The 25,807-nt window shown below is 69.8% G+C and carries 27 protein-coding genes; 11 read left to right on the forward strand and 16 right to left on the reverse strand.

The genetic code is table 11. The features are described from left to right. Positions 1-149 precede the first annotated feature (149 nt). The 3 genes from MKK54_RS22180 (at position 150) to MKK54_RS22190 (ending at position 4,510) form a co-directional block, all read left to right on the forward strand. The gene (locus MKK54_RS22180; protein ID WP_244014299.1) at positions 150-2,309 is read left to right on the forward strand and encodes a protein-disulfide reductase DsbD family protein; all 2,160 of its coding nucleotides are present in this window, start codon (positions 150-152) and stop codon (positions 2,307-2,309) included. Positions 2,310-2,423: 114 nt separating this feature from the next. After that, positions 2,424-3,656 (forward strand): MFS transporter, encoded by a 1,233-nt coding sequence (locus MKK54_RS22185; RefSeq protein ID WP_244014301.1) that lies wholly within the window; start codon positions 2,424-2,426, stop codon positions 3,654-3,656. A 269-nt stretch (positions 3,657-3,925) separates the two neighbouring features. Then, positions 3,926-4,510 carry a hypothetical protein gene (locus MKK54_RS22190; protein ID WP_244014303.1) on the forward strand — a complete coding sequence of 195 codons (585 nt, stop codon included), beginning with the start codon at positions 3,926-3,928 and terminating at the stop codon, positions 4,508-4,510. Between the two features lie 61 nt (positions 4,511-4,571). Here the strand turns inward: MKK54_RS22190 and tolB are convergent, their stop codons facing one another. The 5 genes from tolB to ybgC form a co-directional block, all read right to left on the reverse strand. Continuing rightward, a complete protein-coding gene (gene tolB, locus MKK54_RS22195; protein WP_244014665.1) occupies positions 4,572-5,891 on the reverse strand; it encodes a Tol-Pal system beta propeller repeat protein TolB in 1,320 nt (439 codons plus the stop codon). 195 nt (positions 5,892-6,086) lie between these two features. After that, positions 6,087-7,454 (reverse strand): cell envelope integrity protein TolA, encoded by a 1,368-nt coding sequence (gene tolA, locus MKK54_RS22200; protein WP_244014305.1) that lies wholly within the window; start codon positions 7,452-7,454, stop codon positions 6,087-6,089. A 12-nt stretch (positions 7,455-7,466) separates the two neighbouring features. After that, entirely contained in the window at positions 7,467-7,913 is a 447-nt protein-coding gene (locus tag MKK54_RS22205) for an ExbD/TolR family protein (RefSeq protein WP_244014307.1), read from the reverse strand. A gap of 27 nt (positions 7,914-7,940) precedes the next feature. After that, positions 7,941-8,657: a protein TolQ gene (tolQ, locus tag MKK54_RS22210; RefSeq protein ID WP_244014309.1), complete on the reverse strand. Its 717-nt coding sequence runs from the start codon at positions 8,655-8,657 to the stop codon at positions 7,941-7,943. A 310-nt stretch (positions 8,658-8,967) separates the two neighbouring features. Continuing rightward, positions 8,968-9,411, reverse strand: a complete 444-nt coding sequence (gene ybgC / locus MKK54_RS22215) for a tol-pal system-associated acyl-CoA thioesterase (RefSeq protein ID WP_244014311.1) — start codon at positions 9,409-9,411, stop codon at positions 8,968-8,970. A gap of 500 nt (positions 9,412-9,911) precedes the next feature. On the opposite strand from ybgC, the gene MKK54_RS22220 reads away from it, so the two are divergent. After that, on the forward strand, positions 9,912-10,838 hold the full coding sequence (locus tag MKK54_RS22220; protein ID WP_244014313.1) for a hypothetical protein: 927 nt from the start codon (positions 9,912-9,914) through the stop codon (positions 10,836-10,838). A 111-nt stretch (positions 10,839-10,949) separates the two neighbouring features. On the opposite strand, the gene ruvB is transcribed toward MKK54_RS22220, so the two are convergent. Continuing rightward, a complete protein-coding gene (gene ruvB, locus MKK54_RS22225) occupies positions 10,950-12,002 on the reverse strand; it encodes a Holliday junction branch migration DNA helicase RuvB (RefSeq protein WP_244014668.1) in 1,053 nt (350 codons plus the stop codon). Between the two features lie 174 nt (positions 12,003-12,176). Here ruvB and MKK54_RS22230 point away from each other — a divergent pair, with 174 nt between their 5' ends. Next, on the forward strand, positions 12,177-12,761 hold the full coding sequence (locus MKK54_RS22230; RefSeq protein ID WP_244014316.1) for a Uma2 family endonuclease: 585 nt from the start codon (positions 12,177-12,179) through the stop codon (positions 12,759-12,761). A 39-nt stretch (positions 12,762-12,800) separates the two neighbouring features. Here the strand turns inward: MKK54_RS22230 and bfr are convergent, their stop codons facing one another. From bfr to ruvA, 3 genes are all read right to left on the reverse strand, one after another. Then, positions 12,801-13,298, reverse strand: a complete 498-nt coding sequence (gene bfr / locus MKK54_RS22235) for a bacterioferritin (protein ID WP_244014318.1) — start codon at positions 13,296-13,298, stop codon at positions 12,801-12,803. Between the two features lie 62 nt (positions 13,299-13,360). Further along, the gene (locus MKK54_RS22240; protein ID WP_244014320.1) at positions 13,361-13,618 is read right to left on the reverse strand and encodes a bacterioferritin-associated ferredoxin; all 258 of its coding nucleotides are present in this window, start codon (positions 13,616-13,618) and stop codon (positions 13,361-13,363) included. A 281-nt stretch (positions 13,619-13,899) separates the two neighbouring features. Continuing rightward, complete coding sequence (gene ruvA / locus MKK54_RS22245) at positions 13,900-14,517, reverse strand: Holliday junction branch migration protein RuvA (RefSeq protein WP_244014322.1); 618 nt, start codon at positions 14,515-14,517, stop codon at positions 13,900-13,902. 181 nt (positions 14,518-14,698) lie between these two features. On the opposite strand from ruvA, the gene MKK54_RS22250 reads away from it, so the two are divergent. Further along, a complete protein-coding gene (locus MKK54_RS22250; RefSeq protein ID WP_244014324.1) occupies positions 14,699-15,322 on the forward strand; it encodes a YceI family protein in 624 nt (207 codons plus the stop codon). 13 nt (positions 15,323-15,335) lie between these two features. Here the strand turns inward: MKK54_RS22250 and ruvC are convergent, their stop codons facing one another. Beyond that, a complete protein-coding gene (gene ruvC, locus MKK54_RS22255; protein WP_244014326.1) occupies positions 15,336-15,902 on the reverse strand; it encodes a crossover junction endodeoxyribonuclease RuvC in 567 nt (188 codons plus the stop codon). A gap of 572 nt (positions 15,903-16,474) precedes the next feature. On the opposite strand from ruvC, the gene MKK54_RS22260 reads away from it, so the two are divergent. Continuing rightward, positions 16,475-16,765: a hypothetical protein gene (locus tag MKK54_RS22260; RefSeq protein ID WP_244014328.1), complete on the forward strand. Its 291-nt coding sequence runs from the start codon at positions 16,475-16,477 to the stop codon at positions 16,763-16,765. Positions 16,766-16,781: 16 nt separating this feature from the next. After that, entirely contained in the window at positions 16,782-18,248 is a 1,467-nt protein-coding gene (locus MKK54_RS22265; protein ID WP_244014330.1) for a methyl-accepting chemotaxis protein, read from the forward strand. A gap of 19 nt (positions 18,249-18,267) precedes the next feature. On the opposite strand, the gene MKK54_RS22270 is transcribed toward MKK54_RS22265, so the two are convergent. Next, on the reverse strand, positions 18,268-19,014 hold the full coding sequence (locus MKK54_RS22270; RefSeq protein WP_244014332.1) for a YebC/PmpR family DNA-binding transcriptional regulator: 747 nt from the start codon (positions 19,012-19,014) through the stop codon (positions 18,268-18,270). Positions 19,015-19,295: 281 nt separating this feature from the next. Between MKK54_RS22270 and MKK54_RS22275 the strand changes: the two genes are divergently transcribed. Then, positions 19,296-19,532, forward strand: coding sequence for a hypothetical protein (locus MKK54_RS22275; protein WP_244014334.1), 237 nt, complete (start codon positions 19,296-19,298; stop codon positions 19,530-19,532). An 11-nt stretch (positions 19,533-19,543) separates the two neighbouring features. Here the strand turns inward: MKK54_RS22275 and MKK54_RS22280 are convergent, their stop codons facing one another. From MKK54_RS22280 to MKK54_RS22295, 4 genes are read right to left on the reverse strand one after another with little or no spacing between them, the layout of a single operon-like run. After that, entirely contained in the window at positions 19,544-20,296 is a 753-nt protein-coding gene (locus MKK54_RS22280) for an HAD-IA family hydrolase (protein WP_244014336.1), read from the reverse strand. Then, on the reverse strand, positions 20,290-20,976 hold the full coding sequence (rpe, locus tag MKK54_RS22285; RefSeq protein WP_244014338.1) for a ribulose-phosphate 3-epimerase: 687 nt from the start codon (positions 20,974-20,976) through the stop codon (positions 20,290-20,292). The genes MKK54_RS22280 and rpe overlap by 7 nt, the downstream gene beginning before the upstream one ends. A 32-nt stretch (positions 20,977-21,008) precedes the next feature. Next, positions 21,009-21,869, reverse strand: coding sequence for a phosphoribulokinase (locus tag MKK54_RS22290; protein ID WP_244014340.1), 861 nt, complete (start codon positions 21,867-21,869; stop codon positions 21,009-21,011). Positions 21,870-21,888: 19 nt separating this feature from the next. Further along, on the reverse strand, positions 21,889-22,950 hold the full coding sequence (locus MKK54_RS22295; RefSeq protein WP_244014342.1) for a class 1 fructose-bisphosphatase: 1,062 nt from the start codon (positions 22,948-22,950) through the stop codon (positions 21,889-21,891). Between the two features lie 221 nt (positions 22,951-23,171). Between MKK54_RS22295 and MKK54_RS22300 the strand changes: the two genes are divergently transcribed. Beyond that, positions 23,172-24,128 carry a LysR family transcriptional regulator gene (locus MKK54_RS22300; RefSeq protein WP_244014344.1) on the forward strand — a complete coding sequence of 319 codons (957 nt, stop codon included), beginning with the start codon at positions 23,172-23,174 and terminating at the stop codon, positions 24,126-24,128. Beyond that, positions 24,125-25,375, forward strand: a complete 1,251-nt coding sequence (locus MKK54_RS22305) for an NAD(P)/FAD-dependent oxidoreductase (protein WP_244014346.1) — start codon at positions 24,125-24,127, stop codon at positions 25,373-25,375. Before MKK54_RS22300 ends, MKK54_RS22305 begins: the two co-directional genes overlap by 4 nt. 60 nt (positions 25,376-25,435) lie before the next feature. Here the strand turns inward: MKK54_RS22305 and MKK54_RS22310 are convergent, their stop codons facing one another. After that, positions 25,436-25,774 carry a multiprotein-bridging factor 1 family protein gene (locus MKK54_RS22310; protein ID WP_244014348.1) on the reverse strand — a complete coding sequence of 113 codons (339 nt, stop codon included), beginning with the start codon at positions 25,772-25,774 and terminating at the stop codon, positions 25,436-25,438. Positions 25,775-25,807 lie beyond the last annotated feature (33 nt).

Raw genomic sequence — 25,807 nt, forward strand, 5'->3', positions numbered from 1 at the left:
ATTCCGGCGCGGCGGAAACGAGGGGACAAGAGGTTCACCGCTCCGGGTCTCGCCGCCCGAATCGTCCGGTCGGGACCTCTCGGCTTCGGGATTTCACCCGCACGCCGAACGGACTTAATCTCGTCGTTTCCATCACCGAACAGGACCTGATGATTCGGCTTCTCGCCCTGGCGCTCGCGCTGTTCGGCCTCGCCCTTCCGCCCGCGCGGGCGCAAGGGTTCAAGATGCCGACCGACCTCCTGAAGGCGAGTCTGGTCGGGGAGCCCTCGGCCATCCGGCCGGGGGCGCCCTTCACGGTGGCGATCCGCATGGTGATGCGGCCGAACTGGCACGTCTACTGGCGCAATCCCGGCGATTCCGGGCTGGCTCCGGAAGTCGCGTGGACGCTGCCGGCCGGGTTCTCGGCGGGGCCGATCCAGTGGCCGGCGCCGAGCCGCATCCCGGTCGCGCACCTCATGAACTTCGGCTACGAGGGCGAGACCGTTCTCCTCACCGAGATCACCCCGCCGGCGAGCCTGGGTTCGGGCAAGCCGGCGACGCTCCAGGCCAAGCTCACCTATCTCGTCTGCGAGCGCGAATGCGTGCCGGGCTCGGCCGACTTGCGCCTGACCCTGCCGGTGGCCCCGGCCGGCACCAGCACGGGTCTCGCGCCCGGCTCGATGATGCTGTTCGAGGCGGCCCGCGCCGCCCTGCCGGTGGCTGCCCCCTGGCCGGTCCGCTACGGCGCGGAGAACGGGCGCCTGCAGGTGCATCTCGCCGCGCCCGACATCCGCGCCGCGTCCGTCGCCTACTTTCCCTATGCCGAGACCGCGATCGAGAACGCGGCACCGCAGGACGCGACGAGCGATGCCGCCGGCCTGCATATCGACCTCGCGCGCGGCGACGCGACGGAGGCGCCCCCCACGGCCCTGCCGGGCGTGCTCACCTTCGAGGAGGCGACGCCGGACGGGAGCGTGCGCCGCGCCTACGCGATCGGCGAAGCCCCCACGGTCTCCACGCCCGCGGCGGCGCAGGTCGCCTCGTCTCCGGCCGCGCCCGTATCGGCACCGGATGAGAGCCTGACCCTCTGGAGCGCGGCCGGCCTCGCCTTCCTCGGCGGTCTCCTGCTCAACCTGATGCCCTGCGTCTTCCCGGTCCTGTCGATCAAGGTGCTCAGCCTCGTCGGGCATTCCGGCGAACCGGCAGGGCGCGTCCGTCTGCACGGGCTTGCCTACACCGCCGGGGTCCTGGCGGCTTTCCTGACCCTGGCGGGCCTGCTCATCGCGCTGAAGGGCGCCGGCGCGGGTATCGGCTGGGGCTTCCAGCTGCAATCGCCCCTGGTGGTGGCGGGCCTCGCCTACCTGCTGTTCGGCATGGGCCTCGGCCTCTCCGGCGTGGTGCATCTGGGCGCCGGCATCGCCGGGATCGGCGACGGGCTGACCCGGCGGGCGGGGCTGGAGGGGTCGTTCTTCACCGGTGTGCTCGCGACCGTCGTGGCCACCCCCTGCACCGCCCCCTTCATGGGCTCGGCGGTGGGTTTCGCGCTGACTCAGGAGGCAGGCGTCAGTCTGGCGGTCTTCGCCAGCCTCGGCCTCGGTCTCGCCCTGCCCTTCCTGGTTCTGACGCTCTGGCCGGCGGCCCTGCGCCGCCTGCCCCGGCCGGGCGCCTGGATGGATACGCTGAAGGGGGCGCTGGCCTTCCCGATCTACGCCACCGTGGCGTGGCTGGTCTGGGTGCTGGCCCAGCAGGTCGGCTCGGCGGGGCTCCTCGGGGCCCTGATCGGCCTCGTCCTCGTGGGCTTCGCGGCCTGGGCCTGGGAGCGCGGACACGGCGCCGGACCGATCGGCGGCTGGATCGCGCGCGGCACGGCGGTCGCGGCCCTGGCGGCGCTCACCCTCCTCACCCTCGGGCTCGACCGCGACCGGGCCGGGATGGCGACCGCGCGGTCCGGCGCCGAGGGATTCAGCCAGGCCCGCCTCGACGGACTCCTGGCGCAGGGCAAACCGGTCTTCCTCAACATGACGGCGGCCTGGTGCATCACCTGCCAGGTCAACGAGCGCACGGCGCTGGGCTCAGAGTCTGTCCAGGCCGCCCTGAAGGCGCGCGGCATCACCTACCTGAAGGGCGACTGGACCAACCAGAACCCCGAGATCACCCGCCTGCTGGAGCGCCATGGCCGCAGCGGCGTGCCGCTCTACCTACTCTACGCGGGCGCTGGCGAGCCGACGGTCCTGCCACAGATTCTCACCTCGGGCCTCGTGCTGGAGGCCCTGAAGGCGGTGCCCCTCGCGGCGGCGGACCGGAGCGCGGCCCTGACCCCGGAGCGCTAGCGGGCATCGCGGTCCCCCCCCCGGTGGGCTGCGCCGAGCCCGATGGATGCACGTTTCGCGAAACGCGATAATCCTCGACTTGACGGGGACACGCGCCTCCCGCAGCACGGCAGCATGAGCATTGCTTCCGCGCCGCGCTGGACCGTCTTCCGCAACGGCGATTTCCGCCTCTTCGGCACGGCACGCTTCCTCACCGGCCTCGCCTACCAGATGCAGGCGGTGGCGGTGGGCTGGTTCGTCTACGACATCACCCGCTCGGCCCTGGCGCTGGGCCTCGTCGGGCTCGCGAGCTTCCTGCCCGCCATGCTCTCGGCGCTCGTGGCCGGGCACGTGGCCGACACCTACGACCGGCGCCTCGTGGCCGCCATCGCCTACGCCGCCCTGGCGCTGGCGGATCTCGGGCTGCTCGTCGCGGCCCATTCCGGCTCCACGACGCTGTGGCCGATCTACCTCCTCGTGATCGTCATCGGCACCGGCCGGGCCTTCGCCAACCCGACGCTCCAGGCGCTGCTGCCGACCCTGGTGCCGCGCAACCTGTTCGGCTCCGCCATCGCCTGGAACGCCTCGCTGTGGCAGAGCGCCTCGATCCTCGGGCCCGCCACCGGCGGCTTCCTCTACGCCCTCGGGCCGGCGGTGGTGTTCGGTGCGGCCGCCGCGAGCTTCGCCCTGGCGAGCGCGCTGATCCTGGCGATCCGGTTCCGGCCCGCCCCGGTCACCGAGCGTCCGCCCGTCACCTGGGAGACCCTCTCGGCCGGGCTCACCTACATCCGCACCCACCCCGTGGTGCTCGGCGCGATCAGCCTCGATCTCGTGGCGGTGCTGCTCGGGGGCGCCACCGCCCTCCTGCCGATCTTCGCCGCGGAGGTGCTGCATGTCGGCCCGCTCGGCCTCGGGGTCCTGCGCAGCATGCCGGCGGCCGGCGCGGTGCTCACCGCGGTCACGCTGGCCTACGTCCCACTCGAGCGCCATGCCGGCCTGCGCATGCTCCAGGCCGTGGGGATCTTCGGTCTCGCCACGGTGGGGTTCGGCCTCTCGACCTCCCTGCCCCTCTCCATGGCCTGCCTGTTCGTCACGGGGGCCGCCGACATGATCAGCGTCTTCGTGCGCCAGACCTTCGTTCAGGGCGAGACCCCGGACGCCATGCGGGGCCGGGTCTCGGCGGTGAACGCCGTCTTCATCGGCGCCTCGAACGAACTCGGCGAATTCGAATCCGGCACCCTCGCGGCCCTGATCGGCGCCGTCCCGGCGGTGGTGGCCGGCGGCCTCGCGACGCTGCTCGTCGCCGCGCTCTGGGGGCGGGTGTTTCCGGCGCTGCGGGCACGGGACCGGCTGATGCCGGCGGAGTGAACGGGGTTTTATCCCTGGCGGACGGCATTTTGGCCGCACGAGGGATAAAACCCACGACATCATAGGCTTACCGGTCAAGCGGCGACGCGACCAAGCGCAGGCGCACCTCACCGCGACCCGGCTCACCAGCCGGCTGCTCCATCTCCAGTTCGATGATCCGGGCCGCCGTTACCTTCTGGGGACGCCCCTGCCTCGACCACTGGGCTTCGTGCCAAGCTTTTGCACATGACAGCCCCGCACACGCGAGGGTAGAACCATCGCGGGAGGACGTGACGGCCGACATCAAGGTGGTTGCCGGGAATTGCGGCAAGGGCAGGGGCACCTATCAGGCGGGCGTCCTGACGAGCCCGGATGGGATCGAGCGCTCCGTGGAGTGCCTCCTGACCGTCGAGGCGCATGGCGACGTCGCGGGTGCACGGAATTGGGGTGGCCAAGTTCTGGATGGGCTGAAGGGAAGCCTCGCCCTTGCCTCGAACATCGACCTGAGCGGAACGGCGCTCCTCGCCGCCACCGCGCTGAGCTCGGTCTCGGCCGACGAATCCCAGCCCCAGACTCTGCTGGAGATCACGTTCCAGGATGGCGGCCTGCTGATCGCCCTGGCGGACCCGCGCCTTCCGGCGCTGATCACCAATGATCGGGAGGTCCTGCGACGGGGGTTCGCGCGGGCGGCGCAGCGCGTGGCGCAGCCCGTCGAGGGGCCGGCGCCCTCCTCCGAGTCGACCCTGATGGCCACGGCCGGCGATGCCGCTCAGGCGGCCGTCGGCGCCGTACAGGCAGTGACCGGCGCTGCCGGCGCATCGCTCAGTTCGGCCTTTGGCTTCGTGCGCCGGACGGCCGGCTACGAGCGCGGCTGAAGCTCCGACAGAGCCATGCCGTCGCGGGGGCGGCCCGCCGAGCGCGCCCCGGTATGAGCCCCTACTTCCCCGACAGCAGCGGCGACCAGGTCGGGTCCGACGCATAGGAGGGGGTCGGTACCGGCTGCTCAACCTTGCCGGTGATGTCGACCATGTAGAGCTTGCCGCCGCCCTGGCCGCCGGGGTCGCGGAAGAACAGCACGTACTGGCCGTTGGGCGCGAAGGTCGGCCCCTCGTTGTGGAAGCCTTCCGTCAGCACGCGTTCGCCCGAGCCGTCCGGCTTCATCACGCAGATGGCAAAGCCCCCCTTGCGCTGGCGCGTGAAGGCGATGAGGTCGCCGCGCGGGGAGAAGGCCGGCTGCGAGGCCGAGCCCTCGCCGAACGAGATCCGGGTCGGGTTCGCGCCCGTGGAACTCATGATGTAGATCTGCTGCGAGCCGCCGCGATCGGACTCGAACACGATCTGGCTGCCATCCGGCGAGAAGCTGGGCGAGGTGTCGATGGCGTTGCCGTTGGTGATCGGCGTCTGGGCCTTCGAGCCGAGATCCATCAGCACGATGTCGGCGTTGCCGCCCTGCTGCACGCTCATCACGAGGCGGCGGCCATCGGGCGAGAAGCGCGGGCTGGTGCTCATCGAATCGGATTTGCCGAGCGCCTGACGCCCGCCCGTCTCGAGGTTGAGGACCTGGATGCGCGGCTGCTGCCCGGTGGTCTGGGTCATGAAGGCGATGTCCTGGGTCGCCGGCGAGTAGCGGGGGGCGACCACCGCGTTCTCGCCGCTGGTGAGCGCGCGCACGTTGGCGCCGTCCTGGTCCATCACCATCAGGCGCTTGCGCCGGTGCTCCTTGGAGCCGGACTCGTCCACGAAGGCGATGCGGCTGTCGAACCAGGGCCCGAGGCCGGTGATCTTGGTGTAGACCGCGTCGGAGATGAGGTGGCCGGTGCGGCGGGCATTGGCCGGGTCGGTGCCGTATTGCTGGCCCGTCATCTGCTGGCCCGAGGTGACGTCCCAGAGCCGGAACTCGACCTTGAGCTTGCCCGAGCCGTCGCGCGCGACGCGGCCGGTGATCAGCGCCTGCACGCCGGCCGCCTTCCACTTCTCGAAGCCCGGCACCGCGTCGAAGCCGGGGGATTCGGGGAATTTCGCCTTCTCGACGGGGGTGAAATAGCCGGAGCGGCGCAGGTTGTTGGTCACCACGCTGGAGACGAGGAGCCCGAGGCTCGGATCGCCCGAGAAATCCGTGACGGCGATCGGCATCGGCTGGAACGACCCGCCGCCGATGCGCAGGTTGAGCTGCGCCTGCGCCGGGCTCAGGCCGAACAGGACGAGCGCCAGGAGGGCGAGAAGCGACGCCGGGCGCGGGAGGATACGTCGGTGCATGGGCGATTCCGTGGTCGTGAGGGGCTTGGCGGCGCGATGCGCGCCCTCTCGTGACGGGTTGAGGTCGGGGGAGACGAGCGGGTTCCGGGGACGTGCCGCCTCACCCCGTGCCCCGCCGCTCGGGAGCAGGATGCCGCGCAGGGCTTTCGCGATCGGGCATCGGTCCGAGTCCAGGATCATCGACCATAGGTCCCATCACACCCGAGAGAACTCGAACTCGGCGTTGATGGCCTTCCAGTCGTTGTAGTAGGGCGCGTACTGGGCCGGAATCTTGTAGGGCGCGCAGCGCCGCACCGCGCGCTGGGCGGCCTCGGCGATGGAGCGGTCCACCGCGTTGGCGCCGCCGCGCATGATGCGGGGCTCGGTGGTGAGCGTGCCGTCCGGGTTCAGGCGGATGTCGAGCATCGGCAGGACGACGCCCTGCGTCGCGCCGGGCGGCGCCACGTAGCAGCGCTCGATCTGCTGCTGGAGCATACCCACGAGCGCGTCGCGCAAGGACGGCGACAGGCGCTGGGCGTTGCCGGTGGCGGCCCCCAGGGACGCCGTGCGCTGCACCTCGCGCCCGGTGGCGCCGGTGGATTGCGACGGCGCCTTCGAGGCGAGCAGAGAGCGGATATCGCCCGCGCTGAACTTGTCGGCGAGTTCGGCCTGCTTCTTGGCCTTGGCTTCCGCGTCGGCCTTCGCCCTGGCATCGGCCATCGCCTTGGCCTTCGCCTTGGCGGCCGCGTCGGCCTTGGCTTTGGCGGCGGCGTCGGCCTTGGCGGCGGCGTCCGCTTCGGCCTTGGCCTCCGCGAGTTCCTTCTGGTGCTCGGCCTCCGCCTTCGCCTTGGCGTCCGCCACGGCCTTGGCCTTGGCTTCGGCCTCCTTCTCGGCCTTGGCTTCCGCCTCGGCCCGCGCCTTCGCGTCGGCCTTCGCCTTGCGCGCGGCCTCGGCCTTTGCGGCTTCCGCCTTGGCCGCAGCCTCCGCCTTGGCTTCCGCCTCGGCCTCCTGCTTCTCGATCAGTTCGGCGAGCTGCTCGCGCTTCACCGCCTCGGCCTTGGCCTTGGCGGCGGCCGCCTTGGCCTCCGCGGCTGCCGCAGCCTTCGCCTCGGCCGCAGCCTTGGCCTCCGCCGCGGCCGCTTTCTCGGCGGCTTTGGCCGCCTTCTCGGCCGCCTCCGCCTTCGCGGCCTCCGCCTTGGCGGCCTTGGCGGCTTCCGCCGCCGCGTTCGGATCGGGCTCGCTGGAACGCAGCGGCATTTCCTCGGCGCTCGCCACCTTCATGTCGGCGGGGCGCTTCGGCGGGGCCGGGGCATCGACCGGGGCGTTCTCGGGCTCGCGCTCCTCGACCTTCTGCGCGAGCCGGTCGGCGCGCGGCATGGCGTTGGGCTGCGGCGCGTCGGCGTTGCGCTCGCCCTTGGTCAGTTCCGAGTATTGCTGCTCGGTCATCACCTCGACGGGCACGCCCTCCTGCGCATCGGGCAGGGCCGGGGCGGCAACCGAGAGCAGGGCGACCGTCAGCAGGCCGACATGCGTCGCCGCCGAGACCCAGACACCCGGCTCACTGCGTTTGAAGGGGATCCGCACCGCCGGCGCCCGCTACCGCTGGTCCGGCTCGGTGACCAGAGCGACCTTCTTGAAGCCGCCGCCGGTCACGATCGCCATCACCTGGGCGACGCGGCCGTAATCGACCCGCTTGTCGCCGCGCACGAACACACGCTCCTCGAAGCCGGATTTCGAGCTCTCGGTCAGCTTCGGCACGATGGTGTCGTCGGAGAGTTCGGACTCGCCGAGGAAGACCTGGCCCGACTGGCGGATCGAGAGCGTCACCGGCTTGGTGTCGGAGTTGAGCGGGCTCGCCTTCGATTGCGGCAGGTCGAGGGGCACGCCGACCGTCATCATCGGGGCCGCCACCATGAAGACGATGAGCAGCACGAGCACGACGTCGATGAACGGCGTCATGTTGATCTCGTTGATCGCGCCGTGGCGACGGCCGCGGCGGCGCCGCTTGCCACCACCCTGCGCTGCTCCGTGGGCCATGCCCATGATGGTTCCTCGACTTTCGAGTTCGGGTCAGGCGACCAGCGAGAGGCGCTCGTCGATCTGCCGCGAGAGGATGGCGGAGAACTCGTCGGCGAAGCCCTCGAGGCGCGACTGGTTCTTGGCCACGGTGGCCTGCAGCTTGTTGTAGGCGAGCACGGCGGGAATCGCGGCGAACAGGCCGATCGCGGTGGCGAACAGGGCCTCGGCGATGCCGGGCGCCACCACGGCGAGCGAGGTGTTCTTCGAGGCCGCGATCGAGGTGAAGGCGGTCATGATGCCCCAGACCGTGCCGAACAGGCCGATATAGGGGCCGGCCGAACCGATCGAGGCGAGGAAGAGCAGGCGGGACTCGAGGCGCTCGACCTCGCGCTGGATCGTCACGTCGAGCACCTTGTCGATGCGCTGGGACAGGCTCTGGATCTGGCGGCCCGAGCCCTCGAAGGAGCGCTTCCACTCCCGCATGGCGGCCACGAACAGGGCGCCCTGCCCCACCGCCGGCCGGTCGTTGAAGGAGCGGTAGAGTTCCTCCAGCGAGCGGCCCGACCAGAACGCCTCCTCGAAGGCATCCATCTCGGCCTTGGTCCGGCGGAACAGCAGGGTCTTGTCGACGATGATCGACCAGCACCAGACCGAGGCGCCGATCAGCCCGAGCATCACGACCTTGACGACGAAGTGGGCCTGCAGGAACAGGCCGAGCAGCGTCATGTCGGGTGCCGGCATCGCCTGCATCGCATCGGCTGGGTTCATGACTCGATCCTCGAAAAACCCCGCGCAGAGCCGCCGCGAAACCGATGGGCCGGTCTCTCGCGCTTCAACCGGAACCGTGAGCGATTTCAAGGCTCAATGGTCTGCGAATCTGTCGAAAGTATGGGCCGGACTTGTGCACTGCACAGATGCGGCCCGGACGCATTTAAGCGCCCCGCAGGGTTAATATTCCCTTGCGCCCCGTTCCCGTCCCGGCCGCCGAAGACATCGTCTTACCCGATGGGCGCGAGGCGAGGCCCCGGACGCGGGACCGGACGGCGACGGACGCAGTGGCGGGAAGGGCGGCGGCGCGCTATGGGAGCGCCGTGTCGGCCTGGAGCCCGCCGGGCATCAGGGCGGCGCGCAGGGTGTCCGGCAGGCGGATCGCCCGGCCGTCCCGGACGCAGGCGACGACGACCTCGGCCTTGACCAGCACCAGATCGCCGCGCCGAACCTCCTGGGCCAGGTGCATCGAGGCGCCCTTCATCGCGGCGGTCCAGGTTCGGATCTCCAGGAGATCGTCCATCCGCGCGGGCTTCACGTAGTCGATCACCATCCGGCGCACCACGAAATGCAGGCCGGCCGCGTCGCGGTGCAGGTCCGACTGGTCGCCCGCCAATCCACGCAGCAGCTCGGTCCGTCCCCGCTCCATGAAGCGCAGGTAGCTGGCGTGGTAGACGAAGCCGGAGAAATCGGTGTCCTCGTAATAGACGCGGACGGGAAGACTGTGCAGTCCTGATGGATCGGTTCCGCTCAACGCGAGACTCCCGGATTCGAGGGCCGTGAGGCGGTCCCGGCCTGTCACCGGGCGCCGTCCCTGTTCGTGCGGGCCGCCCTACCAGATTACGGACATCCGGTAATCCGGCCCATCCCGGTCATCGCCGGTCGATCCGTCGACCGATGGCGGGCGCTCAGGGTTTCCCGTCCGCCGCACACCCGCTCCGCGACGTTCCGCGAGACACGTTGCCGGGCCACGCTCGCTCGCCCTCGCGCGCGACTTGTCCTGTGCTTTCCGTGAACGCGCGCTTGACCCGCAATATGTCGCCTTTAAGAAAATATCTGCAATCGAATTCCTGATCGATTCGCGAAAAAGTCGGCACTGCCGGACCGGTTCGATTTCGAGACAGATCCTGTCTTGAATGATCTCACGTCAACGCACTGCGACACGAGTCCAAGAAAATAGAATATCGAGCGTTTCGGAGAAAAATCGTGAGATCAATTCTGAATTTGGTTTCGGCTTCGGCCGCTTTGCTGTCCATGATCTTGCCCGGTGCTGCCTCGGCGGCCGACCGGCAGGCGTTCGAGACGGTGAAGGGTTGGGAAATCGAGCGCACGGTCGGCAGCACGAGCCCCAATGCCTGCCTGATGAGCCACACCTACAAGGACAAGGAGGACGACAACGCCGTCAACGCGGTCATCTTCGCCCTCAACGGATCGGAGGCCGTCCTCGTGCTCGTCTACGAGAAGTGGGGGTGGGACAAGGACGAGAAAGTGAAGGCCCCGATGTTCCTGGATAAGAACCGCTATGCCGCCAAGTCGGCCTGGGTCGGGGATGCCGAGACCCTGACGGCAGCGTTTCCCGACAGCATCGTCCCGAACCTGATGGCGGCCAAGACCATCGTCCTGCAGTTCGACAACGGCAAGGCCGACTTCAACATCGGGGGCTTCGCCGAAGGTTACGAATCGCTGCGGCGCTGCAATGCGACCAAGGTCGCCGCCCCGATGGCGGCCGCGCCCCAGAGTCCCGTCGCCCCGGCGCCCGCCCCGAAGGCGACGGCGCCCGCCGCGACCGGCGCCTATTCGGTGATGACCATTGGCGGGACCGGCCCCGACTTCGTGGGCTGCCTCGCCCACAGCGAGTCCCTCGGCCTCGGCCTCGTCGGCGTGGGCCAGAATCTGGCGCTGATCGCCAACACGCCGAAATTCCCCTTCGACAAGGGCGTCGCGGTGCAGGGCACCTGGGCCGTGGACAATGGTTCGGCGATGCCCTTCACCACGAAGACCGACACGGCGCACACGGTGACGATCGACATTCCGCACGACCCCGCCGCCGTGCAGAGCCTGACGTCCGGCCAGAGCGTGACGATCCAGGCCAACGGCACGCAGGTGCCCTTCGCCCTCGGACCGATGAAGCAGGCCTTCGCGGACCTCTCGACCTGCATGGAGACCAAGAAGGCCCCCTGAGGGACCCCGACCGTTCCCCGGCACGAGGTCGGGGAACGGTTCGCTACGGTATCGGCCTCTCCGCCGCTTGCCCGGACGATCGCAGCGGCGGAGGCGTGGCGGATCGATCCGTCACGCCTCCGGCTCGTCGCGCCCGAACAGACCGAATTGCGAGCCGGATTCCCGGCGCGGCTCGGGAAAGCCCATGTGGCGGAAGGCGTGCGGCGTGAGCATGCGCCCCCGTGGCGTGCGCTGGACGAAGCCCTTCTGGATCAGGAACGGCTCGATGATGTCCTCGATGGCGTCGCGGGGCTCCGACAGCGCCGCCGCGATGGTCTCGATCCCGACGGGACCGCCGTTGAAGGAGGCCGCGATCATCGTGAGGTACTTGCGGTCCATCACGTCGAGGCCGGCGGGGTCCACGTCGAGGAGTTGCAAGGCCCGGTCGGCGATGGCCCGGGTCACCGTCGGCGCGTCGGCCACGATGGCGAAATCGCGCACCCGGCGCAGCAGGCGCCCGGCGATGCGCGGCGTGCCGCGCGCGCGCTTGGCGATCTCGTTGGCGCCCTCCGGCGACATGCCGAGGCCGAGCACCCGCGCGCCGCGGCTGACGATGAGCTCGAGTTCGTCCACGTCGTAGAATTCGAGGCGGATCGGGATGCCGAAACGGTCGCGCAGGGGGGTGGTCAGCAGGCCGGCGCGGGTGGTGGCGCCGACGAGCGTGAACTTCGGCAGCTCGATCTTCACCGAGCGCGCGGCCGGCCCCTCACCGATGATGAGGTCGAGCTGGTAATCCTCCATGGCCGGATAGAGGATCTCCTCCACCGCCGGGTTGAGGCGGTGGATCTCGTCGATGAAGAGCACGTCGCGCTCCTCGAGGTTGGTCAGCTGCGCCGCGAGGTCTCCCGCCTTGGCGATGACCGGACCGGAGGTGGAGCGGAAGTTCACGCCGAGTTCCCGCGCCACGATCTGGGCGAGCGTGGTCTTGCCGAGTCCGGGCGGCCCGACGAACAGCACGTGGTCGAGGGCCGAGCCGGTCTTCTTCGCCGACTCGATGAAGATGCTCATGTTGGCGCGTGCCGCCCGCTGCCCGATGAATTCGGACAGGTTGAGCGGCCGGATCGACTGCTCCAGATCGTCCTCGCGCCGCTCGGGCGTCAGGAGCGATTCGGGGAGCGGATGCAGGGTCGGCGATTTCGGCGCCGGCGGTTTCGGCGTTCTGGGTGACTTGCTCACACGGGCTCTCGGTGGGGCCCGGCGGGGCCGCGTCCATCGTCTGTTCTCAGGGCCGATGTCGCACAACGACACCGATCGCGCTACATTCGCGGAAGCGGCGGGTGGCCGCCAGGGACGCGCACGATGGGCAACGCTTCCGCCGAATTCGAGAGGATGGGGTTCGACGATTTCGAGGAATTGCTGGCCGACAAGCCGCGCAACGAGCGCTGGGAACTGATCAGCGGCCGCGTCGTCCGGATGATGGTCGGCGCGCGCTGGGAGCACGGTCGGATCGTCCAGAACATCGCGAGCCACCTGCATCAGGGCTTCCGGGCGAAAGGATCGTCCTGCCAGACGTTCGCCGAGACCTTCTACATGAAGAGCCGCCCTCTCGACGCGGCGCTGCTGCCCGACGTTCTCGTCGTGTGCGGCGGGATCGAAGCGGGCGCGACCTCGGTGGACAATCCCACGGTGCTGATCGAAGTGCTTTCTCCCGGCACGGAGGCGCGGGACCGTTTGGAGAAGTGGCGGATCTACCAGCAATTGCCGGCCTTGCAACACTACGTTCTCGCGGCGCGCGACCGGCCCCACCTCGAAGTTTACGATCGCGTCGATGGAGCCTGGAGCGGCTTCCGGGTGGTCGATGGAATCGACGCGACCCTTGACCTCTTCGCGATCCAGGCGTCGCTCCCCTTGAGCGAGGTCTACTGGAGCGTGTTCGAATCTTGAAAAACCCCGCGGCGCGCGATGCGCCGCGGGGACGTCACGTCACTCGGCTTCCGGCGCGATGGCCTCGAGGCCGCCGATATGCTTTTGCGCGTAGAGCGGCAGGCCGACCTGCGAGATCAGCTCCAGCTGCGTCTCGAGGAAGTCGATATGGCCTTCCTCGTCCTCGGCCAGATCCTCGAACAGGCGCTTCGAGACGCGGTCGTTGATCGAATCGCAGTACTTGGCGGCCTCGAGATAGAGCGACCGCGCCTCGTTCTCGGCGGCGAGATCGCACTCGATGATCTCCTGGACGTTCTGGCCGATCCGCAGCGGATCGAGTTCCTGAAGGTTCGGGAAGCCGTCGAGGAACAGGATCCGATCGACGAACCGGTCCGCGTGGTTCATCTCCTCGATGGATTCCTTGCGCCAGAACTTGGCGAGATCGATGTATCCCCAATCGTTGAGCATGCGGAAATGGAGCCAATACTGGCTGACCGCCGTGAGCTCGCTGCGCAGTCCCCGGTTGAGGTACTCGACGACCTTCGCATCACCCTTCATCCGCCCAATCTCCCTTGAGGCATAACCAGCCGGAAGGGAGCGTCAGCACCCGTCATGGGCGCTCAGGCGGCGATCCCCTCCTCCGCAGTTTGGACCTTGACCAAACTACAGGTGCTCGCGCAAGTCGCCGTACACGCATGCGCGGCCTCGTCGAGCGCATTTTGCAGGATGGACCGGATGGTGCGGGCGCAACGCCCGCATTTCGGGCTGCACCCGAGGCAGGCCTGAACCTGGGCCGGTGTGCGCGGACAATCCGGCCCCCGGTGGAGACAGGCGCGGACCGCGCGGTCGGACAGGACGTTGCAGGAACAGACGATCATGCGGGACCGTAACTCGTGCGAAGCGTGTGCCGTGGGGTGAGGCAACCGGGCAGGCGTTCTTCACCCGGTCACTTCGTCGGATCTGAGGCGGTGTTGGGGCCGAAGCTCGAAAGTGAAGCCCCCGCACCGCATTGGACGTTAGTTTAGAACGATTGAAAACTGCTTTATTTTCAGCAGGTTAGCGTCCTTCATCCAAGCTGGCAACGGGAGTGAGCCCATTCAAGGGCACAATTTCCTCGCGCACGAAGCATTCCCCCGGCCCACGCGTCGACGCCCGTCGCTCAGCGCGCGAGTTCGCGCAGGCCGAGGCGGATCAGGGTCTTGGCCTCGGCGCCCTCGCCGGCCCCCTTGAGCGCCTCGGCGATGGCGGCGGAGGCCTGGACCGGCGCGTAGCCGAGATTGACCAGGGCCGAGATCGCGTCGCTGACGGGCTGCGGCGCGGTGCGAGCCTCGACCGCACCCGACAGGGCGATCACGGCCGGATCGATCGGCGCGAAGGCCGGCGCCTTGTCCTTGAGCTCGGCCACGAGGCGGGCGGCGAGGCGCGGCCCGACGCCGGGCGCCCGCGCCACCGCGCCCTTGTCGCCCATGGCGATGGCGGAGGCGAGCGCGGAGGGTTCGAGCACCGAGAGCAGCCCGAGCGCCACCTTGCTTCCCACGCCCTGCACGGTCTGGAGCAGGCGGAACCACTCGCGCTCGGCATCCGAGCGAAAGCCGTAGAGGCGGATCATGTCCTCGCGGACATGGGTCTCGATCGCCAGGTCCGCCGCCTCGCCGATGGCCGGCAGGCGCTGCAGCGTGCGCGCCGAGCAATGGACCACGTAGCCGACGCCCTGCACGTCGAGGATCACGAAATCCTCGCCGTAGGAATCCACCACGCCCTTCAGCTTGCCGATCATCGCACCACCGCCCTTCGCGCCGTCGGCGCCTGCCTACAAGTCCGCACGCGCGAACGCCATGCGCCGATGCGGTCGTCCCGCGTCACCCCGCACCCTTCGCCTCGGCGCGGTGCCTTGAGGCGGACGAAGGTTCGTGGAATCAAGGACGGCCATGCCTCGAACGCCACGGATGACGAACCCGATGCGCCCCATCGCGCTGCCTCTCTGCCTCGTCCTGACGCTCCTCACCGGGCCGGTCGCCGCCGAGGGGCCCGCACCGGCCGGCCCCACCACCGATCCGACCCAGGTGCGCCCCGGCGCCTACGTGCTCGATTCCGCGCACGGCAAGATCACCTGGTCGGTCAGCCATCTCGGCTTCTCGACCTATTACGGGCAGATCACGGATGTGAGCGCCGAGGCGGTCCTCGATCCGAAGGAGCCGGCGAAATCTCGCCTCACGGTCACGATCGGCACGGACAGCGTCAACGGGCTGAACGACCGGCTGAATCAGAACCTCAAGACACCCGATTTCTTCGACACCGCGAAGTTTCCGAAGGCCACCTTCACGGCCACCGCCATCGAGCCGACGAGCCCGACCACGGCGCGGGTCAACGGCGACCTGACCCTGAAGGGCATCACCAAGCCGGTGGCCTTCGACGCCACCTTCAACCAGGCCGGGATCAACCCGGTGAACAAGGCCTACACCGTCGGCTTCGATGGCCGGGCGGTGATCAAGCGCTCGGATTTCGGCATCAACGCCTTCCTGCCGGTGCTGGGCGACGAGGTCTCGTTGCGGCTCGAGGGCGAGTTCAAGGCCGTGGAGTGAGGGCCAAGCGCGCTCAGGCGCGCGCCAGCGCCGCCGCGATGCGGGCGGCGGCGAGCGCGCTCGTGCCGGCGAGCGGGGCATGGGTGCGCTTCAGGGCGTGCGAGCCCCGGTGGCTGTTATGGGCGATCGCGATGGCGAGGGCGTCCGCGGCATCCGCAACCTTGAACGCGGCCGTCGGCAGCAGGAACTTCACCATCGCCTGGATCTGCGCCTTCTCGGCGTGCCCCGAGCCGGTCACCGTCTTCTTGATGAGATTGGCCGAGTACTCGAACACCGGCATCCCGGCCAGCGCCGGAACGAGCAGCGCCACCGCGCGGGCATGGCCGAGTTTCAGGGTCGCCTGCGCGTCCTTGTTGACGAAGGTCTCCTCCACCGAGACCTCGTCCGGCCGGAACGCCTCCACGATGCGGGTGATGCCCTCGTAGAGTTCGCGCAGGCGCAGGGCCAGCGGCAGGTCCCCGTCGGAGGTGACGACGCCGCAATCCACATAGGCGAGCTTGGTGCCGGTGGCCGTGACGACGCCCCAGCCGGTCCGGCGCAGGCCGGGGTCGATGCCGAGGATGCGGACGGGAAGAGTCATGCACGAACGGACATGGATCGGAGGGCTCCGGGCGCGAGCATCGCGCCGACCTGAGCGTTAGGGACATACCGTGAACGGAGTGTTATGCCAAGGCGCGCCCCGGACATGGAAGCCTCGGTGCCGATGCGGGGCATGCCATGCGAGACCGTCTCCGCTCGATCGAAGCGGAGACGGTCTCGCTCAGCCAGCACAACGCCTGAGCCAAGCCCCAATCCGCCATCCCGAAGGGAGCAACCGTCTGAGGCATGGCACGCCCTGCTGCCGTCGAGCGAAACAATCGGCAAGACGCCGTCGCATCGTTTCCGAGGAACTCGCGCCGTGATGGCAGCGCGACAGTCGTCGTCCACGACATTGTCCTGATTCGACGAGACGCGCGCGCCTTGAAAGCCGGCGGATCCGATTTCGGCCAGTCAGGTCCGCGAGCGAAGACAGGCCGCGTAAGAGGTTCTTAGAGGATCGACGTCTATTCATCGAGGATGGTCCGATGCGGGATTGGATTCCTCGTGGTCAACGATGTGTCTTCGAATCGCCCGGACACGCGTCTTCCGAACAGGTGCGCCGCCGGTCTCGCGGTGGTCGCGGCCGACCTCGCACCACGCGGTCTCCTGACCCCACGCGATCTCCTGGCCGCTCCGGCATCCCGGACGGTGGCGGTCATCGGTGCGCCCGGCCAGGACATGACCGGGCTCGCCGCCCGCGCGGGCGGATCGATCCTCCGCATGGGCGGAAGAAGCCACGTTATCGTGGTCACCGCCGGCCCTTCGGACCTCGTCGCTCCCCTCTACGCCTCCGGCGCCCGGCTCGTCGCCGATGCCGGCTTCGCGAGCGGCTGTGATCCCGTTTCCCAATCCCAGCGCCTCTGAAGGACCCGAACCGGCGATGACGAACCTCGAACCCCTCCGGCGGACGTTCGGCCGGTTCCTCATCGTCTTCCTCTGGCTGCACCTGCCGGTCGTCGCGCTCGCCGCCCGGTTCAGCGGCAACCCGATGACGGGTTGCGTCCTGGTGGCGGTCTTCCTGGCGGGGATCAGCACCTTGGCATGGCGGCGCTCTCCCACCGGGGTGACGACCCGCCTCGTCAGCAGCCTGTCGCTGATCGGCATGGCGGCCGTCCTGCTCGCGGCCTTCGCCGGACATCCGTGGCAGATCGACCTGCACGTGTACTTCTTCGCCTGCATGGCGCTGACCGTGGCCTGGTGCGACTGGCACGTGCTCGTGGCCTGCGCGGCCGCCATCGCGGGGCACCACCTCACCCTCGACCTCGCGATGCCGATGCTGATCTTCCCGCAGGCCGTCGCCCGCTCGAACCTGGGGCGCGTAGTCCTGCACGCGGTCATCCTGGTCCTCGAGACCGGCGTGCTGGCCTGGGTGGCGAACACCATCGCGGCGGCCTTCACCGCGGAGGCGGCCTCGGAGCAGGCCATCCGGACCCAGATGGACCGCATGCGGGCGCTCGAAGCGGAGACGGCCCTGGCGCGCGCCGGCGCGGAGGCCCAGCGCAAGGCCGCGATGCAGCAGACGGCCCATTCCTTCGCGTCGACGGTGAGCGGCATCCTCGGCCGGGTCACGCAGGCCGCCGGGGCGATGCAGGGGACCGCCCGCGCGATGGCGGGCACGGCGGACAGCACGGCCGGACAGGCGAGCGCGGTCGCGAGTGCGGCCGAGGGCGCGGCCAGCAACGTCACGACGGTCGCCGCCGCCGCAGAGGAACTCGGCGCCTCGGTCCGGGAGATCGGGCGTCAGGTCGGAGAATCGGCACGCATGGCGCAGGGCGCGGTCGGGCAGGCCGACGCGACGGGCCGGCTGGTCCAGGCCCTCAGCGCGGGCGCCGCGCGGATCGGCGACGTCGTCGGGATGATCACGGGCATTGCCGGGCAGACGAACCTGCTCGCCCTCAACGCGACCATCGAGGCGGCCCGCGCCGGCGAGGCCGGGCGCGGCTTCGCGGTGGTCGCGGCGGAAGTGAAGGAACTCGCCAACCAGACCGCGCGGGCCACCGAGGAGATCGCGCAGCAGATCAACGCGATCCAGGGGACGACGAGCGAGGCGGTGGCCGCCATCGAGGGCATCGCCGCGCGCATCCGCACCATGAGCAGCGCGGCGGATGCGATCGCGACCGCCGTGGATCAGCAGAGCACGGCGACGCAGGCCATCATCCGCAACGTGGCTCAGGCCGCCACGGGCACCGGCGCGATCACCGCTACCATCGGGGGCGTCGCGGGCTCGGCCGGAGCGACCGGGACGGCCGCGGCCGACGTTCTCGCATCGGCCTCGGTCCTCGCGCGCGAGGCCGATCGGCTCGGCGCCGAGGTGAACCGCTTTCTCGACACCGTCGAGGCCGCGTGAAACCCGAACTCCTGGGCGCTCAGCCCTGGAGCTTCTCCATCAGGGCGTCCGAGAGGGCGAAGTTGACGAAGACGTTCTGGACGTCGTCCTGGTCCTCGATCACCTCGACGAGGCGGATCAGCTTCTCGCCGGTCTCGTCGTCGACCTCGATGGTGTTCTGCGCCTTCCACACCAGCGCCGTGCGGCGCGGCTCGCCGAAGCGGGCCTCCAGGGCCTTCGAGACCTCGCCGTAGGCATCCTGCGCGCAGGTGATCTCGTGTCCGGTCTCGTCCGAGCGCACGTCGTCGGCGCCGGCCTCGATGGCGGCTTCCAGCATGGTGTCGGCATCCGCCACCTTGGCGTCGAACTCCACGAGCCCGACATGGTCGAACATGAAGGAGACCGCGCCCGTCTCGGCGAGGCTGCCGCCGGACTTGGTGAAGGCCGAGCGCACGTCGCTCGCCGTGCGGTTGCGGTTGTCGGTCTGCGCCTCGACGATCAGCGCGGCGCCGCCGGGGCCGTAGCCCTCGTAGCGGATCTCGTCGTAGCTCTCGGCATCGGCGCCCTGCGCCTTCTTGATCGCGCGCTCGATGTTGTCCTTGGGCACGTTCTCGGCGCGGGCCGCGATGATGGCAGCGCGCAGGCGGGCGTTCATGGCCGGATCGGGCAGGCCGAGCTTGGCCGCCACGGTGATCTCGCGGGCGAGCTTGCCGAAGATCTTCGACCGGACCGCATCGACGCGGCCCTTGCGGTGCATGATGTTCTTGAACTGGGAATGGCCGGCCATGACGTGACCCTGAAGGTAAGGAGGCCGGATCGCGAGGGCCACATGCCGGGCGGCTCAGTCCACGATGCCGGTGGGACGGGGTTGGCCGGCTTATAGGCCGCAGGCGCGACCGATGACAACGCTGCGCCGCAGCGTGGGAGGTGGTGATGCGGCGGCCGAGGCCGATGCGGTCGGGGAGATCGTGGTCGCGCAAGGGGCGGCATCGACGTCCGGGTCGACAACGCCATGATCACGGTCGCTTCATCGATGGCTATCTGGCGCGCAACGGCTATCGTGGGGAGATGACGAGCAAGGCCGCGAACCGGGACCGCCCCGACAACCTCACCGACCCCGATCCCGGTGCCCATGGCCGCTTCGACGCGCGGGCGCGGAGAGACGTGGTGGCGGCCAATCCGCGCTGGCTCAAGCTCGGGCTCGCGGGGGCGCTCGGGATCGTCGCCGGCACGATGCTGTTCGCCACGCGCGCCGAGGGCGAGACGCGAGGTCGGACAGAGGGACGCCGGCGCGGGCCGCGCTGACGCCCGCGGCCTCAGGCCGTCCCGCGCGCGTGCCAGGCGCGCAGGGCATCCAGGGTGACGATTCCGCCCGGCCAGGCATGGCCGGCGAGGTGCCGGTGCGGCGCGCCGGGCTCGCCGAGATCCGAGACCGCCGAGAACGCGCCGTCGAGGCGGTGGCTCTCGGTATAGCGGCTGCGGGTGGCCAGCACGGGCAGGCCGGCATCGAGGGCGGAGCGGATGCCGGGACCGGAATCCTCGAACGCCACCGCCTCCGAGGGCGCGACGGCGAGGCGCTCGAGGGCGATGTCGAACACGTCGGGCGCGGGCTTCTTGCGAGCCGCCTCGTCGCCGCAGGCGATGACGTCGAAGGGCAGATCACCCTCGGGAAAGTTGACCCGCAGGAGGGTATCGACGTTGGGGCGGCTGGTGGTGCTGGCGACGCCAAGCTTGATGCCGGCGCTCCGCGCCTCCGCGATCAGCCGCGCGACACCGGGGCGGAGCGTGAGGCCGCCGCCCTCCACGAGATCCCCGTAGAGACGGGTCTTGAGATCGTGGATCTCGCCGAGGCGCGGGCGCAGGGTCTCGATCTCGGCGCCATGTTCGGTCTCGACGTAGTGGCGCAGGCGTTCCTTGCCGCCCATCACCGTGAGGAGATCGGCGTAGCGGGCGGGCGACCACGACCAGTCCAGGCCGAGGCCCGCGAAGGCGCCGTTGAAGGCCTGCCGGTGCAGGTCCTCGGTCTCGGCCAGGGTCCCGTCGACGTCGAAGATCAGCGCCCTCAGCATGAGAGGGGGCCGCCTCCCACCGCTGCGGCGCCGGCCCGGATCGCCGCGATGCGCTCGGCATAGCCCGCCGGACCACCCTTGAACACGGCGTTGCCGGCCACGAACGCGTTGGCGCCGGCGCGCGCGGCCAGGGCCACGGTCTCGGGACCGATGCCGCCATCGACCTCGATGTCGATGGCGCGCCCGGCGCAAATCGCGCGAAGGCGGCCAATCGTCTCCAGCGTGGAGGGGATGAAGCTCTGGCCGCCGAAGCCCGGATTGACCGTCATCACCAGGACGAGGTCGACGAGGTCGAGGAGCGGCTCGACGGCGCTCGCCGGCGTGCCCGGGTTGAGGGCGATGCCGGCGCGCTTGCCGAGGTCCCGGATCGCCTGGAGCGAGCGGTGGATGTGCGGTCCCGCCTCCACGTGGACCGAGATCGTGTCGGCGCCGGCCTCCGCGAAGGCCGCGAGGTAGGGGTCGGCGGGCGCGATCATGAGGTGCACGTCGAAGGGCTTGGCCGAGTACGGGCGCAGGGCCTTGATCACCGCCGGGCCGAAGGTGAGGTTCGGCACGAAGTGCCCGTCCATGACGTCGAGGTGGATCCAGTCGGCGCCCGCCTCGGACACGGCGCGCACCTCCTCGCCGAGCGTGGCGAAATCCGCCGACAGGATCGAGGGCGAGATGATCGGGCCGTTCATGGGGTGGGTCCTCTTGCGGAGCGTCCGGAGCCCTACGCCATCCGGCGCTTGCGCTCGACGAGTTGCATGATGATCGGCGTCAGGATGAGCTGCATGGCGAGGTCGAGCTTGCCGCCGGGGATCACGATGGAATTGGCGCGGCTCATGAACGAGCCCTGGATCATCGAGATCAGGTAGGAGAAATCGATTCCCTTCGGGTCCTTGAAGCGGATCACCACCATCGATTCGTCGGCGGTCGGAATCCACCGGGCGATGAAGGGGTTGGAGGTGTCCACCGTGGGCACGCGCTGGAAGTTGATGTCGGTCCAGGTGAATTGCGGGCAGATGGTCTGCACGTAGTCGGGCATCCGCCGCAGGATCACGTCGGTGACGGCTTCCGTCGAATAGCCCCGGAACGAGCGGTCCCGGTGCAGCTTCTGGATCCATTCGAGGTTGATCACCGGCACCACGCCGATCTTCAGGTCGGCGTAGCGCGCCATGTCGACGTTGTCGTCGACGACGCAGCCATGCAGGCCCTCGTAGAACAGCAGGTCGGAGCCCGGCGGAAAATCCTCCCAGGGCGTGAAGGTGCCGGGCTCGGTGCCGTAATGGGCGGCGTCCGCCGCATCGTGGGCGTAGTGGCGCGTGCGCCCGCCGCCCGATTCGGCGTAGGTGCGAAACACCTCCTCCAGCTCGGGCAGCAGGTTGGCGCGCGGGGCGAAGTGGCTGAGGTTCGGCTCCTCCACCATCTTGCGCCGCATCGTGTCGCGGTCGAACGCGTGGAAGGCGTCGCCCTCGATATAGACCGCGCTCACGTCCTCGCGGCGGAAGATCTGCTCGAAGGTGTTGCGCACCGAGGTCGTGCCGGCGCCCGAGGAGCCGGTGACCGAGATGATGGGGTGACGCGCCGACATGACGTTCTCGGAACGCGGGTCAGCTGCGCATCAGGCCGCGTTGCCCGAAGAGAGGCGAGCGGCCGGCGGCGGGATTGCGGCCGCCGTAATACTTGGCGACGCAGGCCACCTCGTCGATCGACCCGAAGATCAGCGGCACGCGCTCGTGGATGCCGGTGGCCCGGATGTCGAGGATGCGGCCCTCGCCGTCGATGGCCCCCGCCCCGGCCTGCTCCATCAGCATGGCGATGGGAGCGGCCTCGTAGAGCAGGCGCAGGCGGCCCTGGGCATAGCCCTTCCGGTTGTCGCCCGGATACAGGAACACGCCGCCGCGCAGGAGCACGCGCTGGGCGTCCGCCACCAGCGAGCCGAGCCAGCGCATGTTGAAGTCCTTGTCCAGCGGGCCTTCCGAGCCGCGCAGGCAATCCTCGATATAGGCCTTCACCGGGCCGTCCCAGTTCCGCGCGTTCGAGGCGTTGATCGCGTATTCCTTGGCCGCGGCAACGACCTCGATCCTGGGATGCGTGAGGCGGAAGGTCCGCTCGGCGCGGTCGAGGGTGTAGATCTGGGTGCCGTGGCCGAGGGTGACCACGAGGGAGGTGGCCGGGCCGTAGGTGACGAAGCCGGCGGCGATCTGCTCCGAACCCGGCGTGGTGAAGGCGGCGATGGAGCCCGCCTCCCCCGGAACGACGGGGCGGATGCCGAAGATCGAGCCCACCGCCATGTTGACGCCGATGTTCGACGAGCCGTCGAGGGGATCGATCGCCACGGCGAGCGGCGCGCCGGAATCGAGCAGCATCATGCCCTCGGCCTCCTCCGAGGCCACGACCGCCACCGGCGCGCCGCGCAGGGCTTCGGTGAAGCGCTCGTGCGCCAGCACGTCGAGGGCCTTCTGGACGTCGCCGTCGCTGTTGTGCTCGCCCGTGGCGGCGAGGTCCGCGCCCCCGAGCATGCCCCGGCCGATCACCTCGCTGACGTCGACGGCCGCCTCGGCGCAGGCCGCGACCACAGCGGCCGCGTCGGCGAGCCGCGCATCGGCCGCGACCACCCGCGCGAGGCAATCCGCGAGGGTGGACCCGAACTCCAGAGACACCGTCGACATGAATGTCCGTCCTTCTTCAATTCCCGGCCGGGCGATCCCGGGCAACCCGACGTCCCGCCGCGTCGCCGTCGCGTCCTGGCCCGTCACGCCCTGCCCTTGGCACGGGAACGCACGACGACACCAGGGCCGCCGGCGCATCCGACCCGCGATCCCCCGCATCGTATCACCGAAAGAATTCTGAAAAAACTTGCGGGCCATTCCAAAAAAACTAGAACCGCCTCATGCGCAACCTTTCCCTGAAACAGCTCCAGGCCGTCGCCGCGGTCGCCCGCCTCGGCACCATGACGCGGGCCGCGCAGGAGCTCAACGTCACCTCGGCCGCGCTCTACGCGCGCATCCGCCAGCTGGAGGAGGAGGCGGGCCTGATGCTGTTCGACAGAACGCCCACCGGCCTGAAACCCACGGATGCAGGCCGCGAAATGCTCTGGGCGATCAACAGCATCAACACGGTGCTGGAAACCTGCGCCGACCGCCTCGAGACCCTGAAGGGGGGCAGCGGCGGGCGCGTGGCGATGGGCGTGGTCTCCACGGCCAAGTACTTCGCCCCAGGGGTGATCGCCGGGTTCGTCGGGCTGTACCCGGGGGTGGAGATCAACCTCACGGTGGGGAATCGGGGTAACATGGTCGAGGCGCTTCGCAACTACGAGATCGACTTCGCCATCATGGGGCGGCCGCCGCGCGACTTCGCGATCGAGGCGGAAATCTTCGGTCCGCACCCGATCGTCATCATCGCCGCGCCGAACCACCCGTTCGCCGGCCGAACCGGGCTGACCCGCGCCGAACTCGCTCAGGAATCCTTCCTGGTGCGCGAGGAAGGCTCCGGCACCCGGACGGTGTTCGAGGAATTCATGAGCGGGATCATGATCCGGCGGGCGCGCCTCGGGATCGATTCCGGCTCGAACGAGACCATCAAGCAGGCGGTGATGGCCGGCCTCGGCATCGCGCTCATCTCCGCCCACACGGTGGCTGCCGAACTCGAGAGCGGCCGCCTCATCGTCCTCGACGTCCAGGGCCTGCCCATCCGGCGCGACTGGTACGCCGTGCGCCGCGCCGACAAGGTGCTGGGACCGGCGGCGGCGGCGTTCTGGGACTACGTGGCGAAGGATGGCGGGCGCTGGCTGCCGCAACTCCGGCTCTCGCCCAACCCGTCACCCGTCACGGCGGAGTTCGAGGCATGAGCCCCCGAGGCGACGCTCAGGATGCGAGCGCGCCCGGCGTCGTCATCCTGGGCGCGGGACAGGCCGGCTTCCAGGTCGCGGCGTCCCTGCGCGAGGCGGGCTTCGCCGATCCGATCACCCTGGTGGGAGACGAGGGCCTGCCCTACCAGCGCCCGCCCCTCTCCAAGGCCTACCTCGCCGGAAAGACCGATGCGACGGGCCTCTGCCTGCGCCCCGCCTCCTTCTTCGCGGAGCACCGCATCCTCCATCGCGCCGGGGTTACCGCGACGGCGATCGCCCGCGCGGCGCGCCTCGTGGAACTGAGCGACGGCAGCGCGCTCGCCTACGACCACCTCGTCCTCGCCACCGGCTCGCGCAACCGGGCGCTGCCGGTCCCGGGCGCCGATCTTGCCGGCGTGCATCAGCTGCGCTCGCTCGCCGATGCCGATGCGCTCAAGAGCGCGCTCAGCGCGGCGCGCGCCATCGCGATCGTGGGCGCCGGCTTCATCGGGCTCGAATTCGCCGGGATCTGCGCCGGGCGCGGCCTCCCCGTCACGGTGATCGAGGCCGCCGACCGGCCGATGGCGCGGGCCGTCTCGGCGGAGATGGCGGCGTTCTTCACGCGGGCGCACCGTGAGGCCGGTGTCGCATTCGCCTTCGGTGCGGCGGTGCGGGCGGTGGAAGGCGAGGCGGGCGTCGCGACGGGCGTCCGGCTCGGCGATGGGTCGGTCGTGGCGGCGGACCTCGTCCTCGTCGGGATCGGCGTCGTGGCGAATCAGGAACTCGCCGAGGCGGCGGGCCTCGTGGTGGGCGACGGTATCCATGCCGACGCGTTCCTCGCCACCTCCGATCCGGCGATCTCGGCGCTCGGCGATTGCGCCCGCGTGCCGAGCCGCTTCGCCGAGGGTGCGCCGGTGCGCATCGAATCGGTTCAGAACGCGGTCGACCAGGCCCGCTGCCTCGCCGCGCGCCTCACCGGCCGCCCCGCCGCCTACGCGGCCGTGCCGTGGTTCTGGAGCGACCAGGGCCCGCACAAGCTGCAGATCGCCGGTCTGACGCGGCCGTCGGACACCAGCGTGGCGCGCGCGTCGGAGACCGGCCTTTCGGTCTTTCGCTACCGCGACGGCGTTCTCTCCGGCGTCGAATCGGTGGACCGCCCCGCCGACCACATGGCGGCGCGGCGCATCCTCAGCCTCGGCCTGCCCCTGACGCCCGAGGCGGCGGCCGATCCCCGGCACGACCTGAAGGCGTTCGCCAAGAGCGCCTGAAGCAAGAGTGCCTCAGGCAAGAACGCCTGGAGGCCCTCGCTCCGGAGCGGGGGCGGAGGCCTAGCGGTCGTTCTCGGTGGTGAGGGCATCGAGGCGCGTGCCCTCACCCTGACCCTGTCCGCTCAGGCGGACACCGTCCGAGCCGCCCGCCTCGCTGAAGACGACGCCGTGCGTCATCAGGGTGCTGCGCAGGGCCTCGATCTGGCCCGAGGGTGGCGTCCGGCCACCGGATTCGAAGTCGCGCACCACGTCCTCTCCGAGCCCGAGCTTTCCCGCGAGGTCGGCCTCGGACCAGTTCAGCAGGGCGCGCGCCGCCCGTGACTGCGCCGGGCTGATGATGTTCACGCCCAGGCCATCGAGCCGCAGACCACTCGCCGCTCCCTCATCCGATCCCACCACCGTCTCGTCTCCCTCGTCGACCACGTTCAGGCG

Source organism: Methylobacterium sp. J-068, from assembly GCF_022829445.1.
In the GTDB taxonomy this organism is placed as follows: Bacteria; Pseudomonadota; Alphaproteobacteria; order Rhizobiales; family Beijerinckiaceae; genus Methylobacterium.

Excerpts from the sequence above, each read along its gene's own strand:
- MKK54_RS22180 (WP_244014299.1), top strand. The coding sequence starts at position 150 with ATGATTCGGCTTCTCGCCCTGGCGCTCGCGCTGTTCGGCCTCGCCCTT.
- MKK54_RS22185 (WP_244014301.1), top strand. The coding sequence starts at position 2,424 with ATGAGCATTGCTTCCGCGCCGCGCTGGACCGTCTTCCGCAACGGCGAT.
- tolB (WP_244014665.1), bottom strand. The coding sequence starts at position 5,891 with ATGCACCGACGTATCCTCCCGCGCCCGGCGTCGCTTCTCGCCCTCCTG.
- MKK54_RS22205 (WP_244014307.1), bottom strand. The coding sequence starts at position 7,913 with ATGGGCATGGCCCACGGAGCAGCGCAGGGTGGTGGCAAGCGGCGCCGC.
- tolQ (WP_244014309.1), bottom strand. The coding sequence starts at position 8,657 with ATGAACCCAGCCGATGCGATGCAGGCGATGCCGGCACCCGACATGACG.
- MKK54_RS22220 (WP_244014313.1), top strand. The coding sequence starts at position 9,912 with ATGATCTTGCCCGGTGCTGCCTCGGCGGCCGACCGGCAGGCGTTCGAG.
- MKK54_RS22230 (WP_244014316.1), top strand. The coding sequence starts at position 12,177 with ATGGGCAACGCTTCCGCCGAATTCGAGAGGATGGGGTTCGACGATTTC.
- bfr (WP_244014318.1), bottom strand. The coding sequence starts at position 13,298 with ATGAAGGGTGATGCGAAGGTCGTCGAGTACCTCAACCGGGGACTGCGC.
- MKK54_RS22240 (WP_244014320.1), bottom strand. The coding sequence starts at position 13,618 with ATGATCGTCTGTTCCTGCAACGTCCTGTCCGACCGCGCGGTCCGCGCC.
- ruvA (WP_244014322.1), bottom strand. The coding sequence starts at position 14,517 with ATGATCGGCAAGCTGAAGGGCGTGGTGGATTCCTACGGCGAGGATTTC.
- MKK54_RS22250 (WP_244014324.1), top strand. The coding sequence starts at position 14,699 with ATGCGCCCCATCGCGCTGCCTCTCTGCCTCGTCCTGACGCTCCTCACC.
- ruvC (WP_244014326.1), bottom strand. The coding sequence starts at position 15,902 with ATGACTCTTCCCGTCCGCATCCTCGGCATCGACCCCGGCCTGCGCCGG.
- MKK54_RS22265 (WP_244014330.1), top strand. The coding sequence starts at position 16,782 with ATGACGAACCTCGAACCCCTCCGGCGGACGTTCGGCCGGTTCCTCATC.
- MKK54_RS22270 (WP_244014332.1), bottom strand. The coding sequence starts at position 19,014 with ATGGCCGGCCATTCCCAGTTCAAGAACATCATGCACCGCAAGGGCCGC.
- MKK54_RS22275 (WP_244014334.1), top strand. The coding sequence starts at position 19,296 with ATGACGAGCAAGGCCGCGAACCGGGACCGCCCCGACAACCTCACCGAC.
- MKK54_RS22280 (WP_244014336.1), bottom strand. The coding sequence starts at position 20,296 with ATGCTGAGGGCGCTGATCTTCGACGTCGACGGGACCCTGGCCGAGACC.
- rpe (WP_244014338.1), bottom strand. The coding sequence starts at position 20,976 with ATGAACGGCCCGATCATCTCGCCCTCGATCCTGTCGGCGGATTTCGCC.
- MKK54_RS22290 (WP_244014340.1), bottom strand. The coding sequence starts at position 21,869 with ATGTCGGCGCGTCACCCCATCATCTCGGTCACCGGCTCCTCGGGCGCC.
- MKK54_RS22295 (WP_244014342.1), bottom strand. The coding sequence starts at position 22,950 with ATGTCGACGGTGTCTCTGGAGTTCGGGTCCACCCTCGCGGATTGCCTC.
- MKK54_RS22300 (WP_244014344.1), top strand. The coding sequence starts at position 23,172 with ATGCGCAACCTTTCCCTGAAACAGCTCCAGGCCGTCGCCGCGGTCGCC.
- MKK54_RS22305 (WP_244014346.1), top strand. The coding sequence starts at position 24,125 with ATGAGCCCCCGAGGCGACGCTCAGGATGCGAGCGCGCCCGGCGTCGTC.